The organism is Mucilaginibacter rigui, from assembly GCF_014773275.1.
Classification (GTDB): Bacteria; Bacteroidota; Bacteroidia; order Sphingobacteriales; family Sphingobacteriaceae; genus Mucilaginibacter; species Mucilaginibacter rigui_A.
Genome location: NZ_JACWMW010000003.1, coordinates 70,920 through 83,981 on the forward strand (window position 1 = coordinate 70,920; position 13,062 = coordinate 83,981).

Consider the following 13,062-nt stretch of genomic DNA (forward strand, 5'->3'; position numbering starts at 1 on the left):
TTTAGTTGTGGCGTAAAAATACAAATTGAGATAGTATAATTACAGATGGTTGCAGCGATTGTTCATATATTAACAAAAAAGCCACCCATTACAGGCGGCTTTCTAAATCAAAGTATTTAATAAAATTATTTTATCACCACTTCATAGGTCATGCGGGCCTGCGGAGTGCGCATCATTTTGGTTACGCCTTGTATTTGCTGGTAATAACGATAATTATCGCCAAGCTCGGCTTTTACAAAATGGGCCTTTACCTCGGCAGATAAGCCTTGCCCAAATTTATCCAGGAAGCTTTTTTGCTCGGGGTATGATACTATCTTGTAGTCTTTTATGTTAGCTTTTTTAGCGGCAGATTGTACGGCATCTTTAATGTTGCCCAACCTATCAACCAGGCCAATTTTTAATGCCTGGCTGCCTGTCCATACGCGGCCCTGGCCAATGCTGTTAATGTATTCCTGTGTTTTGCCACGGCCGTTGGCCACTGCTTTTGTAAAATCGTCATAGCCGCGGTTAACGCTGTTTTGCAGCATAGCCCTTTCTTCGGGGCTTAACGGGCGACTAACATCCCCCAGGTCGGCAAACTTGCCGGTTTTTACACCATCGAAGGTGATACCCAGCTTATCGTTAAATAGCTTTTGCATATTTGGCAATACGGCAAAAATACCGATAGAGCCTGTTATGGTGTTTGGTTCGGCTATGATAGAATCAGCCGCGCAGGCAATATAATAACCACCTGATGCCGCCACATCGCCCATTGAAACGATAATAGGTTTTACTTTTTTGGTGAGCATTACCTCACGCCATATCACATCAGATGCCAGCGAACTGCCGCCCGGTGAGTTAACGCGCAATACAACCGCCTTCACTTTATCATCCAAACGTACTTTACGCAATGCTTTTGATATCGTTTCAGACCCAATGCTGTTATCGTCGCCATCGCCACCGGCAATCTCGCCCGATGCATAAATAATAGCCACACGGTTTGTTGAACTAACCTCTTTTGGATCGGTAGTAGTTTTTGAGCTGCTTTTTACATAGTCGCTCAGATCAACGCTGGCAAGGTCGTTTTTCTCTTTAGCGCCTGTACGTTGTTTTAATTCAGAAAGGATCTCGTCTTTGTATTTTAATCCGTCAACCAGTTTGTATTTTAATGCATCTTCTGGCTGCTGTATGCGGCCGCTGTTGGCGTAATTAAATAACGAATCTTTATTAATATTACGGCTTTTGCCTATCCCGGTCAGGAAATAATCATACATAGAACCCAGGTATGAATTTACCTGCAAACGGTTTGCATCGCTCATTTTGGTTAAAACCAATGGCTCAACAGCACTTTTAAAGGTGCCTACTTTAATGATCTGTGCTTCAATGCCCAGTTTATCCAGCGCACCTTTCAGGAAGGTGATCTCTGAACTAAAGCCCCTAAATTCGAAAATACCTTTTGGGTTAATGTAAACCTTATCGGCAACGGATGCCAGGTAGTAAAAGCCCTGTGTGTAAATTTCTGAATAGGCTATTACAAACTTTTTAGATTTTTTGAAATCGATAAGCGCATTGCGGATCTCTTCGGTAGTTGCCTGGCCGCTCATCATATAACTCTCGTCCAAAAAAATACCTTTTATATTACTATCTGTTTTTGCTTTTTTAATACTCGCGAGTATATCGTTAAGCCCGATGGTTTTTTCGCCGTCGATACCCAAAAAGCCGAGGTTTGCAAATGGGTTATTCGGCGTACGTTCAGCTATAGGGTAGGTAAGTTTAATGTGTAATACCGAATTGGCATCCACATCAACCGCTTTGTCACTGCCTGCAGCTACTATAAGCCCCGATAACAGTATAAAAAACAAAAAGAAAAGAATGATTGAAGAAATGATGACCCCAACCACACTGGCCAGTACAAATTTGAAGAATTGTTTCATTAACTGTTATAAATAATCTATATATGCAAACTTAGTAATTCACACACTATTAAGAGCCTCATGCATAATATTTGTTACAACAATGATTGATGTTTTTTTACTATTAGGGAGTAACCTTGGCAACCGTAATGCGTTTTTACACAAGGCCATAGAATATATTGAGCAGGATATTGCCCCTGTGATTAAAAAATCGGCGGTTTATGAAACACAATCATGGGGGAAAACCGATCTGCCCGATTACCTTAACCAGGTAGTTATGCTGCAAACAGCGCTTCCGGCACAGGATGTTTTGCAAAAGTTGCTTACCATTGAAATAGAGATGGGGCGAAAACGCGAAGAAAAATGGGGCTCGCGCATTATTGATATTGATATTTTATTTTACGGGAATGAGATTATTAACGAGCCAAACCTTATTGTACCACACCCCGAACTGCATAACCGCAGGTTTACTTTAGAGCCTTTAGGAATGTTGATGCCGGATTTTATACATCCGGTGCTAAATAAGAGTATATTAGATTTGAAAAGCAGTCTGAAAGACGACTTGATTGTAAAAAAAATATAAATTTGATATTATAAACCTGTACAATGTCTGAGAACTTACCACCACAAGACCTTGACCTTTCTTTCCTTTATGAGATTGCTGATGGCAGCGACGAGTTTATTGTTGACTCGATAGGGATGTTTTTAGAGCAAACACCGCAGTTATTAGATACTATTACCACTGCTATAAATACAGGCGACTGGGCAACAGCAGCCTCAGCATCGCATAAGCTGAAACCTAACCTGGGTTTTTTTGGTATGCCGCAAAGCCAGGCCAATATACAGGAGGTTGAATTGGCATGCAAGGCTGGCGCGCAAAACCCGGCAGATATAATTGCGAAATTTAACGATGTGAAAAATGTGATCAGCACCAATCTTGTTGAACTGGAGAAAATTAAAGCTGAAAAAGAAGCGAACCTTTAGAAGAGGTGAGAGCTAAAGCGCAAAGTAATAAATAAGTAAAGGCAACCTAAAAGGTTGCCTTTACTTTTATCAAGGAGTTTATAATCAATTCAACAGCATTCAGCTTACTAAGCCACTTCTTCAAGCTTAAAGCTATAGCTTTCCATGATGAGGTTGGCTAACAGGTTTTTGCATGCCTGGTCAACTTTTGCATTGGCAGTTTCTGCACTATCAGCTTCAATCTCAAGCGAGATATGTTTGCCTATACGTACATTTTGTATTTCAGATAAGCCCAGGTTTTTCATGCTGCCGGTAACAGCTTTTCCCTGTGGATCAAGTATTTCTTTTTTCGGCATTACATCAATTTCGGCCAGGAATTTTTTCATCGGGTGTTTTTGTTAGTGGGTAGGGTAATAAGCGCTTAACTATTTTTTTGTGAGCTGCCTGCTACCGTATGATCCGCAAATTTTAGTTGGATTAATGATAAGGTGATATACATTACTATAACCACCGGAACTGCCGCAAATTTAAAAAATAGAATGAGTATTGCCGAGAATAACAGCAATATATAGCGATAAAAATTTTTGGTGAAATCGCGGTTCTTAAATTTAAGCGACATTAAAGGGATCTCAGCAACCAGCAGGATGCACATCACAATAATGAATATAGATAAACCGTATGGATTTAATATGTAACGGGCTACGTTACTGTACTGTACCAGTATTAACGGGATAGATGCGATGAGTATAGCGTTTGCAGGTGTAGGAAGGCCAATAAAACTTTCGGCCTGGCGCGTATCTGTATTAAATTTAGCCAGCCTCAGGGCCGAGAATACGGGGATTAGGAAAGCTATAAAGTTCAGATAATCACTTACATGCGGTATTTGCGGCGCTTGCAGCAACAATTCATACATAATGGCCGATGGCAATACACCAAAGCTAACCATATCTGCAAGCGAGTCGAGGTCTTTACCGATGCCTGAAAACGATTGCAAAACACGTGAGGCAAAGCCATCAAAAAAATCAAATATTGCCGCCAGGAAAATGGCATAAGCCGCAAACACAAGGTTGTCCTGAAAGGTGAAAACGATACCAATACAGCCACTAAACAAGTTTGCACACGTTATAGCATTAGGAAGATGTTTTTTTACCCGTCGCCTCATAATGTCATGAAGGTATCATAATTTTTACAAAAACCAAAGGAGTTATAATTAACCTTATGTTATTTATAACTCCTTTTGGTGTAAATATATTATGAATTCATTGATATCAAAAATTCTTCGTTGGTACGGGTGCCTTTTATTTGCGCCTGTAAAAATTCCATTGATTCCTGCGAGTTCATATCAGCGAGGTGGTTACGAAGTATCCAGATGCGTTGAAGCGTGTCGCGGTCAAGCAGCAAGTCGTCGCGGCGGGTGCTTGATGCAGTAATATCAATAGCCGGGAAGATACGTTTGTTAGATAGTTTACGATCCAGTTGCAGCTCCATGTTACCTGTACCTTTAAACTCTTCAAATATAACCTCGTCCATTTTTGAACCGGTTTCTGTAAGTGCAGTGGCGATGATGGTTAATGAGCCACCATCCTCAATGTTACGTGCCGCACCAAAAAAGCGTTTAGGTTTATGCAGCGCGTTGGCATCCACACCACCCGATAATATTTTACCTGAAGCAGGTGCAACAGTGTTATAAGCACGTGCCAAACGGGTGATAGAATCCAGCAGGATAACTACATCGTGGCCGCACTCAACCATGCGTTTTGCTTTCTCCAATACAATGTTGGCAATTTTTACGTGGCGTTCTGCAGGCTCATCAAAGGTTGATGATACCACCTCGGCGCGCACGCTGCGGGCCATATCTGTAACCTCCTCGGGGCGTTCATCAATTAAAAGGATGATCAGGTAAACTTCGGGGTGGTTTTTGGCTATCGCGTTGGCAACATCCTTTAACAACATGGTTTTACCTGTTTTTGGTTGGGCTACAATTAAACCACGCTGGCCTTTACCAATAGGCGAGAACAGGTCCATAATACGGGTAGAGTAGTTACCTGCATCTGTAAATAAGCTCAGTTTTTCTGAAGGGAAAAGCGGAGTTAAGTGGTCAAAAGGTACACGGTCGCGTACTTCGGCAGGTATGCGGCCATTAATAGCCTCAACCCGTACCAGCGGAAAATATTTTTCGCCTTCTTTTGGCGGGCGTATGCTACCACGAACTGTGTCGCCCGTTTTTAAACCAAATAGTTTTATTTGTGATTGTGATACGTAAATATCATCCGGAGAGGTCAGGTAGTTATAATCTGACGAACGCAGGAAACCATAACCATCAGGCATAATCTCCAACACGCCTTCGTTTACAATAACGTTATCAAAATCAAGGTTTATTGCCGGCTCCTGTGCTTTTTGCTGTTGTGGTGCACGGCGCTCGCGCTCAAATTTTTGCGGGCGGTTTTCGGTAGCAGCAGGCTGCTCGGGCTGGTCCGGCTGTTCTGTTGTTTCTGCAGGTTCAGCTCGCTCCGGGGTAGGGGCCGAACCTCCAGTAACGGCAGTTTCAGTATTGCCGGTGTTGCCGTTGTTATTGTCGGTTTGCGGCTCGTCCTCCTCTTCCTGGTTAAACAGATTGGTGTCATCCAGAGGTACTTCAACACGCGGTTGTTCTTTAGTTTTTAAAGTACGGGTACGTTTACGTGTTTTCTCGGTATTTTCTGTAGCAGCCGGTGTGGCGGCGGGCTTTTCAGCGTAATTATTTTCTACGATATTTTGTTGGTTCCTGGCGGTCTCAATTAATTGCTGTTGTGTAACAATTGCAGTAATAAGGGGAGCTTTTCTAAGCTCATCTGCCTCTGCAATACCCAAACTTTTAGCAATTTCGCGCAACTCAGAAACGAGTTTGTCGTTCAATTCGATTGTATCAGACATGATATGAATTATAGTTCAAAAGGATTTTTTATTTGAAAGATTGTTTTGAAACCCTGATTATGCAATAGTAAGCCCAGGTAATGTATTAGATAATAAATAACGTGGAGATCAAAATTGTTTCTTTAGTGCAAGAAATAATGCAGGAAAACAGTGCAATGTTAGCAAAATTATCTTAGAATGCAAATTTATTAAAAAAATAACCTGTTAAGTTTAATTTTTTAGTTTTGCAGCACCATAACAAATTCAAAATCTACATGATATCCCGCGCTCAACTCATCCAACAGATCAAACAAAAAAAGTCGTTTTTATGCGTAGGCCTTGATACCGACATAGATAAGATTCCCGAGTTTTTAAAACAATACCCTGACCCGGTTTTTGAGTTTAATAAACGCATTATTGATGCAACTAAAGACCTTTGCATCGCCTACAAACCCAACGCCGCCTTTTATGAAAGCCGCGGACTGAAAGGTTTACAAAGCCTGATAAGCACTGCACAATACCTGCCAAAAGATATTTTAAGCATTATTGACGCCAAACGCGGCGATATAGGCAACACATCTGATAACTACGCCAAAGCCTTTTTTAACGAGGAAACATCGGGCATGAGCTTTGATGCTATTACGGTTACACCTTATATGGGTAACGACAGTGTTACGCCATATTTAAAGTACGATGGCAAATGGGTGATCATCCTGGCGCTTACCTCATCTGTAGGTAGTAAGGATTTCCAATACCTGAATACCGGTGATGGCTACCTTTACGAGACAGTAATAAAAAAAGCCAATACCTGGGCCGGTGCCGATAGGCTGATGTTTGTTGTCGGCGCTACCAAAAGCACAGAGTTTACCGATATTCGTAAACATGCCCCCGATAACTTTTTGCTGGTACCCGGCGTTGGTGCGCAAGGCGGAAGCCTGGAAGATGTTTGTAAATACGGCATGACCCAAGACTGTGGATTGATCGTCAATTCATCACGCGGTATTATATACGCAAGCAACGGCGAAGATTTTGCCGATGCCGCCCGTGCCGAAGCTTTGAAACTGCAACAGCAAATGCAGGCAGAACTGGAAAAGGCGGGGGTTATTTAAGTAATACGCTCATAACCCTTTGATATTTTATGGGTTAACGCCCGTGATTTATATTTTAATTTTTAAATTACAGGCAAATTACCCGGTATGAAAAAAAATCTACCCCTCATTCTGCTTGTTTTTTTATCGGCAGCAGCTACAGCGCAAAGTGTAAAAAAGCCTTTTCAGCCTTCCGATTTTTATAAGATCCCAACGGTAAGCGATCCGGAAGTTTCGCCTGATAAGCAATGGATAGCCTATAGTGTTGCAGAAATTGATGTGGAGAAAGACAAGCGGGTATCTCATCTCTGGATGCAAAGCTGGGACGGTAAACAATCAATACAGCTTACCCATGGCCCCGAGCCTGCTTCAAAGCCAAAATGGAGCCCCGATGGCAAATACCTCGCCTTTCTGTCATCGCGCGAAACAAAAGATACGACACAACTATGGTTGATGGATAGGCGGGGCGGCGAAGGCCGCAAGCTTACAAATGTAAAAGGCGACCTGGATGACTATGCATGGTCGCCGGACGGCCGCAAGGTAGTGCTGGTGATGCAAGACCCTGAAGAGAAGCTAAAGGAACCCGCAATAACGCCAAAACCCATTGTGATAGACCGCTATCACTTTAAACAGGATGTAGAAGGATATTTAGAACATCGCCGCAAACACCTGTATTTATTTGATATAGCCACAAAAACACTCGATACCTTAACTAATGGCGATTATGATGATGCTTCGCCGGAGTGGTCGCCTGATGGTAAGGTTATCGTATTTGTAAGTAACCGTAGCCCTGAACCTGACAAGAACGAGAATACAGATATTTTTGCTGTAGAGGCTAAAGCGAAAGGAGCCCTTAAACAGTTAACCAGTTGGGGTGGGCATGATAACCACCCCAGGTGGAGCCCTAATGGTAAGTACATTGCTTACCTGCGCCAAAATACCGATAGTTACACCATGTATGATATGAATATACTGTGTGTGATGAATGCCGATGGTACAAATATTAGCCTGGCCAGCGCCGGGCTTGACAGGCCTGCAGATGCCCCGGAGTGGAGCCCTGACAGTAAAAGCATTAACTTCTTGGTAGAGGATGATATGGAGCGTTATGTAGCCAGCTATGACCTGCAATCGAAAAAAATTAAAACTATAGCACGCGGTAAGTTTAATATTGATGGGATAACCACGCACACAGCCGGTAATTTTGTTGTAGAATACGGTACGCCGTATATGCCGTTTGAGCTGTATGCACTGCAGGGGGGCAAATTCAGGAGGCTTACGTATCATCAAAAAGAATGGTTGGATAATGTGAAACTGGCTTACGTAAAACCATTCAGGTCGGTAAGTAAGGATGGTACACAAGTATCGGGGCTGTTATTTACACCAGATAGCGTAGTGAAAAAGAAACTACCATTTATTTTATTTATTCACGGCGGCCCTGTAGGGCAGGATGATTATAGCTTTGATGCTACCCGGCAAATTTTGGCGAGCGCCGGCTATGCAGTTGCTGCGGTAAACTATCGCGGAAGCGCTGGGAGGGGGATAAATTATACTACAACCATTAATGCCGACTGGGGTAATAAGGAGGTGATGGACCTGCAAGGCGCTGTAGACGAACTGGTTAAACAAGGCATTGCCGACCCTGACTGCCTTGGCGTTGGCGGATGGAGTTACGGCGGTATACTTACCGATTTTATGATAGCATCTGACACCCGTTTTAAAGCCGCAGCAAGTGGCGCCGGTAGTGCTTTACAGATAGCTAACTATGGCATCGATCAGTATGTTTTGCAGTACGATAATGAGTTGGGCCAGCCATGGAAAAGTATAGAGGCTTATAACAAAATATCCTACCCCTTTTTACATGCCGACAGGATAAAGACACCGGTGCTATTTATGTCGGGCCTGAGTGATTTTAACGTGCCCACAGCAGGTAGCGAACATATGTATCAGGCCCTGAAGTCGTTAGGTGTCCCCGCCGAATTGGTATTATATCCAGGGCAGTATCATGGTATCAGTAAACCAAGTTACCAGGTCGATAGGGAAGTACGGTACATTAAGTGGTTTGATAAATATCTGAAGAAATAAAAAGAGGATCAAAGGCAAATACTGCCTTTGATCCTCTTTTATTATTTATACCTCTAATTTCCCTTCGATAGAATCGTCGAGTGTTTTGCCAATGGCGGCGCCTACCAGTTGTTTTACAAATGCCACGGCGTTACCGTGTTTGTTATCCCAGTAGTAACCCTGCGTTGGTGATACTTTGATCACCGAGATCCTTGGGTCGTCGATGCCCTCGGTGAACCAGGTTTTCAGGATCGGTTCCCATAATTCTTTTATTTTTTCTTTATCCTCGCTGATCTCGGCAATGCCATAAACGGTCAGGAAGTCGGAATACTTTGATCCCTGGAACAATAGCTGTACCATAGGGTCGGTAGCAATTTCAGCGTTTTTATGGCTGTCATTAGCGCTTAAAAACCACAGGTCGCCATTATCGTCAACCTTTTGCGGCGACATAGGGCGGGTAGAAAAGGGCAGCCCGGTTTTAATGTTGCTACAAAAAAAGCAGCTGGTGCCTTCGGTCATTTCCTTTAACTTTTTCCAGGCTTCGTTGCCTTGCAGGTTCTCAAAATTATCTTCGGGTTGTTGTTTGTTAATACTATCCATGGTAGATTGGTTCTTTATAAAAATGATAATATATTAACCTGTAGGAAATTCATTTGTTTGAGCGGATGAAAGATAAATGTGGCGAGGCGTTTTTTATTCCCTCCTCGGGGAGGGGTGCGATTGATTGTGTGGTGGCAGGGAGGGGTTATACGTTTGCATAGTTTATCAACCCCTCCCTGCCCTCCCAAGGGAGGGATTTTAGTACCCTACGCTGAAAAACTCACCTTCCGCTGCGGGAAACGTTCGGCATAACCTGTTACAATATTGCGGATATAATCATTACCCGGGTAGGGGGTTAAGTAATTTTTAAGCGCCTGGATGTTATCCGCATCGTAATAATGAGAAATGTATCCCATGCCGTAAAAGCGGCCTTCTTCTATCAAAATACAGCTATGCTCATCGCTGGTGCGTCCTTCGTCGCGGATAGCAAAGGTTGGCAGGGCTTTCTTCAATTCGTTTACTGCTCCATCTATCCGCTGGTTGTAAACCTCGGGTAATTCATGGCCTTCGCATGCACATGAACCAACATTTGCCCCATTGCACGGCTGATCGTTCTTTTGGATAAAGCAAAGTTTTGGGCAAAGGCCAAAACTTTCAATGAGGTTTAAAAGCAAGTTCCTACCCTCAAATAATGTATTACAGGAATATACGCATGGCATGTGTTTGCGCAGTTTATCTACCGCTAAACGAATGTAACCGCGCTGGTCCTCGTACATATAAATGCCATATGTATTCTCAAAGCGTTTAAGCGAACGGTTGTATTTTGGCCACAGGCGTTTTATTTCTACAGCTTCTGTTACAAGTGCAATTAATTCGTTACCACATACCTGGTGACTGATGCGATAAATGTTCTTTAAGAACTCCTGCCTTTGCAGGTTAGGGTTATTGCCGGTAAAGTGGCTGCATACCCGCTTTTTAATATTTTTGGCTTTTCCCACGTAGACCACCTTTCCCTTTTGATCGTGAAAGTAATAGATGCCCGGCGATGATGGCAGCGCCTCAATATCTGTTTTAGGCAGGTTGGCAGGTAGCACCTGTTCCTTGCTGTTTTGCTTTAAAGCCGCCCCAATGTGCTTTGTAGTATCATTCTTTAAATAAAGCCCGAACAGTTGCGCAGTAGCCTCGGCATCGCCCATGGCACGGTGGCGGGCGTTATTGGCAATGCCCAAATGTGTGCAAAGCTTACCTAAACTGTATGACATTAGCCCCGGCATTATTTTACGGCCAAGGCGTACGGTGCAAAGCTTGTTGGCATTTAATTCGTAGCCTGCTGCGTTAAGGTGGTAGCGTAAAAAGGAATAATCGAAATTGACGTTGTGTGCTACAAAGATCTGCCCTTTAAGCAGGTGGTAAATTTCGTGAGCCACATCTTCAAACAACGGGGCGTCCTGCACCATTTCGTTAGTGATGCCGGTTAAAGCACGGATATAAACGGGAATATCGCGCTGCGGGTTTACCAGTGTTTCGAACCGGCGGGTTATCTTTTTACCATCGTGTATGCATATAGCAATCTCGGTGATGCCATTAGCGCTGGCATGCCCACCCGTCGTCTCAATATCCACAATTGCATACATGGTTTCAAATGTAAAACAATTTTGCTAAATTATTTAGTCTTTTTTAAGGATAAAGTTAAAATTTATCCCAACAAAAAACCCACAGCTCTTAGCTATGGGTTTTAATATTTCTAAGGCGACTATCTCTAATCCCCCATTAACTTATTTCTTCTTCGCCTGGATTTGTTGTTGCTGGCGCATCATTTCTTCCATTTTAGCAGCGAAGCCTGATTTTTTCTTTTTTGGATCATCCGGTTTCTTTTTGTTCTCCTGGATCTGCGCGTGGATCTTTTTATCATCAACCATAAACTTGATCAGGTATTGTTGTAAAAAGGTAAGCATGTTGGCCAAAAAGTAGTAGTAGTTCAAACCTGATGGGTAGCTGTTAAGCGTAGCAAGGAAAATGATAGGGGTAATGTAACCTATGTATTTCATCTGGCCTGTAGCGCCCGAGATCTGGTTGTTGAAGTACGTATATATCAGCGTTGATACCGTCATCAACAAACACATTAAACTGATGTGGTTACCAATAAAAGGTATTTTACCAAAAGTGATCACCGCATCGTAGGTGGATAGATCGTGCATCCACAAAAAGCTTTCGCCCCTAAGCTCAAATAAACTCGGGAAGAAACGGAAGAATGCGATCACAATAGGCATTTGTATCAGCAATGGTAAACAACCACCCAGCGGGTTTACACCGGCCTTTTTATAAAGTTTGAGGTATTCCTGCTGTAAAAGGGTAGGGTTATCTTCACCAACTTTGGCTTTTATCTCGTCCATCTCCGGCTTAATAATACGCATCTTAGCCATGGATAGGTATGATTTGTAGGTAAGCGGCGATAGCACCAGTTTAAGCGCAATAGTTAATACCAGTATAATTAAGCCATAATTCCAGTTAAAGGTGTTTAACAGGTTAAATAATGGTAATACAGCAAACTGGTTGATGTATTTTAACGGCCCCCAGCCCAGGTTAACCAATTTTTGCAGATCGTTGCCCTGTGCTTTAAGCGTATTAAAACGGTTAGGGCCAAAGTAAAACTCAAGCGGCACTGCACCGGCGGTGTTGGGGGTAACTACCAGGTTGGCGTTCATTTGCTTTACGTCGCTGGTATCGGCTACATTGGTAGCAACCTCCAGGTCTGATTTTGAAATGCCATCCTTAACAATCATCACGTTAGAAAAGAAGTGCTGTTTAAAGGCAACCCATTGTATTTTTTTATCGGCGATGGTTTTTTTATCGTCTTTGGTTTCGCTCAGGTAATCAACCTCGTTATCGGTATTTTTATAGTACACGGTGCTGTACTGGCGCTCCTGGGTAATGTCTTTTTCCTGTTTGTGTAAACTGGCGCTCCAGTTAAGGTTGTAACCATTAACGGTAGATATAACCTGCTCTAACCCGGTTGATTTTATGGTTAAGCCAAGCTTAAATCCCTCTCCTTTTAACGAGTAAATATAATCAACATACTGCGTAGGGCTATAGCTTAAACGCATGGTGATTGACGATGAATCTTTTTCGGCAACCTGCAACGATGCGGCGCTTGGTGTAAAGTACAGGTCGTTGGTGTTCAGCGTCCTGTCGCCGGCTTTTAGGGTAAGGCCAAACTTGTTAGCGTCGCCATCAAATAAAATAAGTGGCTTTTTGCTGTAAGTTTTGTAGTTTTTTAGCTCGGCCGAGTAAACGCGGCCACCTTTTGTTGACAGCTTTAAACGTAACTCTTTATTCTCAACCGTAACAAATTGCTCGGTACCAAAAGTTGCAGCGCCAAAAGGAGTTTTTAAAACAGCAGAATCAACAACGCCCGATTTTTTAGCGGTATCGGTTTTAGTGGCGGCAGCTGCAGCAGCGGTGGCTTCAGCTTTAATGAGGCCTTTTTTTATCGAGTCCTGATGCACAGTGAGCTGCTCTTTTTTAATGTCAGCTTCAGAAGGTTTCATGAAATATATGGAAGCACCCATAATGATCATGATCAGGAATAACCCTGTAAACGTATTTTTATCCATTATCTATTGTAT

11 protein-coding genes are annotated in these 13,062 nt (G+C 42.8%); 4 read left to right on the forward strand and 7 right to left on the reverse strand.

What is annotated here, in order from left to right:
- Positions 1-125: 125 nt before the first annotated feature.
- Entirely contained in the window at positions 126-1,913 is a 1,788-nt protein-coding gene (gene sppA, locus IDJ75_RS13710; protein ID WP_191176205.1) for a signal peptide peptidase SppA, read from the reverse strand.
- An 82-nt stretch (positions 1,914-1,995) separates the two neighbouring features.
- On the opposite strand from sppA, the gene folK reads away from it, so the two are divergent.
- Together folK and IDJ75_RS13720 are read left to right on the forward strand one after the other, a co-directional pair.
- Complete coding sequence (folK, locus tag IDJ75_RS13715) at positions 1,996-2,475, forward strand: 2-amino-4-hydroxy-6-hydroxymethyldihydropteridine diphosphokinase (RefSeq protein ID WP_191176206.1); 480 nt, start codon at positions 1,996-1,998, stop codon at positions 2,473-2,475.
- A gap of 23 nt (positions 2,476-2,498) precedes the next feature.
- Positions 2,499-2,876 carry an Hpt domain-containing protein gene (locus IDJ75_RS13720; protein WP_191176207.1) on the forward strand — a complete coding sequence of 126 codons (378 nt, stop codon included), beginning with the start codon at positions 2,499-2,501 and terminating at the stop codon, positions 2,874-2,876.
- Between the two features lie 107 nt (positions 2,877-2,983).
- On the opposite strand, the gene purS is transcribed toward IDJ75_RS13720, so the two are convergent.
- The 3 genes from purS to rho all read right to left on the reverse strand — a co-directional run bounded on the left by purS (position 2,984) and on the right by rho (position 5,768).
- A complete protein-coding gene (purS, locus tag IDJ75_RS13725; protein WP_191176208.1) occupies positions 2,984-3,241 on the reverse strand; it encodes a phosphoribosylformylglycinamidine synthase subunit PurS in 258 nt (85 codons plus the stop codon).
- 35 nt (positions 3,242-3,276) lie between these two features.
- Positions 3,277-4,017, reverse strand: a complete 741-nt coding sequence (pssA, locus tag IDJ75_RS13730; protein WP_191176209.1) for a CDP-diacylglycerol--serine O-phosphatidyltransferase — start codon at positions 4,015-4,017, stop codon at positions 3,277-3,279.
- Between the two features lie 89 nt (positions 4,018-4,106).
- A complete protein-coding gene (rho, locus tag IDJ75_RS13735; protein WP_191176210.1) occupies positions 4,107-5,768 on the reverse strand; it encodes a transcription termination factor Rho in 1,662 nt (553 codons plus the stop codon).
- Positions 5,769-6,025: 257 nt separating this feature from the next.
- Between rho and pyrF the strand changes: the two genes are divergently transcribed.
- Both pyrF and IDJ75_RS13745 read left to right on the forward strand, forming a co-directional pair.
- Positions 6,026-6,856, forward strand: coding sequence for an orotidine-5'-phosphate decarboxylase (gene pyrF, locus IDJ75_RS13740; protein ID WP_191176758.1), 831 nt, complete (start codon positions 6,026-6,028; stop codon positions 6,854-6,856).
- Positions 6,857-6,943: 87 nt separating this feature from the next.
- Positions 6,944-8,917: an alpha/beta hydrolase family protein gene (locus tag IDJ75_RS13745; protein ID WP_191176211.1), complete on the forward strand. Its 1,974-nt coding sequence runs from the start codon at positions 6,944-6,946 to the stop codon at positions 8,915-8,917.
- Between the two features lie 45 nt (positions 8,918-8,962).
- On the opposite strand, the gene IDJ75_RS13750 is transcribed toward IDJ75_RS13745, so the two are convergent.
- The 3 genes from IDJ75_RS13750 to yidC all read right to left on the reverse strand — a co-directional run bounded on the left by IDJ75_RS13750 (position 8,963) and on the right by yidC (position 13,050).
- Positions 8,963-9,496, reverse strand: a complete 534-nt coding sequence (locus tag IDJ75_RS13750) for a pyridoxamine 5'-phosphate oxidase family protein (RefSeq protein WP_191176212.1) — start codon at positions 9,494-9,496, stop codon at positions 8,963-8,965.
- Positions 9,497-9,702: 206 nt separating this feature from the next.
- Positions 9,703-11,070, reverse strand: a complete 1,368-nt coding sequence (locus IDJ75_RS13755) for an exonuclease domain-containing protein (RefSeq protein ID WP_191176213.1) — start codon at positions 11,068-11,070, stop codon at positions 9,703-9,705.
- Between the two features lie 141 nt (positions 11,071-11,211).
- Positions 11,212-13,050, reverse strand: a complete 1,839-nt coding sequence (gene yidC, locus IDJ75_RS13760) for a membrane protein insertase YidC (RefSeq protein WP_191176214.1) — start codon at positions 13,048-13,050, stop codon at positions 11,212-11,214.
- Positions 13,051-13,062: the final 12 nt, after the last annotated feature.